Here is a 1,184-nt window from a genome sequence, read left to right as displayed (position 1 = left end):
TCAAATGCCCCACTTCCTGAGCGTGAATACCTTTACAACGGCAAGTGGCAAACCGAGTCTGAAATCGAACAATCAAAATCTGAACCAACAGCAGCCAAGGTATAAACATTGGCTTATTCACCTTTTTACATCACCCCAGAAGAATTGGCGGTTTATCAAGAGGCTCAAGAGCAAAGAATCAGCTCGGGTAGCAATGTTTTACGTTGGAGTGTTGTAAACGTCGAGATGCCTTCTCGATACATTCACCTCTATTTTACTCTCGTAACCTTGTTTGTCTGTATTGCGATATTTTTTGCCTTAGCAAACTTCGATCAAAACGATGACACCATTTTCTTAGCATGTGTACTTTCATTTTGCGTGGCACTTTTTTATTTCCTAATGAGATGGGGGCTTTTAAAGCAGTACCATTATGTTTTTTCAGAAAAAGGACTTGTTGCAAAGCCTAGTAGTACCATTCCAAAATGGATGAACAATGCGAGTCAAGTAACAGGCTGGGTGGGCGCCACCACATGTATATTAATGGTAATTCTTGTTGGTCCAATGGCTTTAGCTGGCGCAGGCGCTTTTATTTTGGTCTCATTCAAAATGCTTAAACGCCAACCCGAAGAGCGCACAAATATCAGAATTGCAGAGCGTGAAAATTGGCTATTTGCTTACTACAACAAAAAACGCAAGGTTATTACTCTTTATCATAGGTATGACGATTGTGATTACAGAGATGTAGCGAAAACGACCGTTAGTCGATGCCACTATAGAGGTAGGAGCTTTATATTTTTCAGTTCAACCAATGATTTAGAGAGAGTTTTGGAAAAATTGTCTAAAGAGTATCAACTTAAATGTACCGAATTCGAGGATATCAAAGCCTTGTTCAATGCTTATTCACCTGATGAATTGCTCTCGGAACCAGCAAGAAGCCTAGAGTTCCCCGTGGATGATACGTTTGAACTTAGAGCTCAAAACGCACCTATCCCTGAATGGGAATACCTTTACAACGGTAAGTGGCAAACCGAGTCTGAAATCGAACAATCAAAGTCTAAACTAATAACTACAGCTCTGGAGTAACCCTTGGCATATTCACCATTTTATATCACTCCAGAAGAGTTGGCAGTTTATCAAGAGGCACAAGAGCAAGAAATACTCGCAGGCGATAACGTCAGAACATGGCATAAGTATGATGTAGAGGA

General features: G+C 40.6%; 1 protein-coding gene. It reads left to right on the top strand.

The window, feature by feature from the left end; genetic code table 11:
• The first annotated feature begins 108 nt into the window (after window positions 1-108).
• Window positions 109-1,062, top strand: coding sequence for a hypothetical protein (locus R8N28_RS25865; protein WP_206960215.1), 954 nt, complete (start codon window positions 109-111; stop codon window positions 1,060-1,062).
• The last annotated feature ends 122 nt before the right edge of the window (window positions 1,063-1,184 follow it).

This window comes from Vibrio sp. Vb1554, from assembly GCF_033344235.1.
This window is presented reverse-complemented; position numbering and strand designations above follow the sequence as displayed.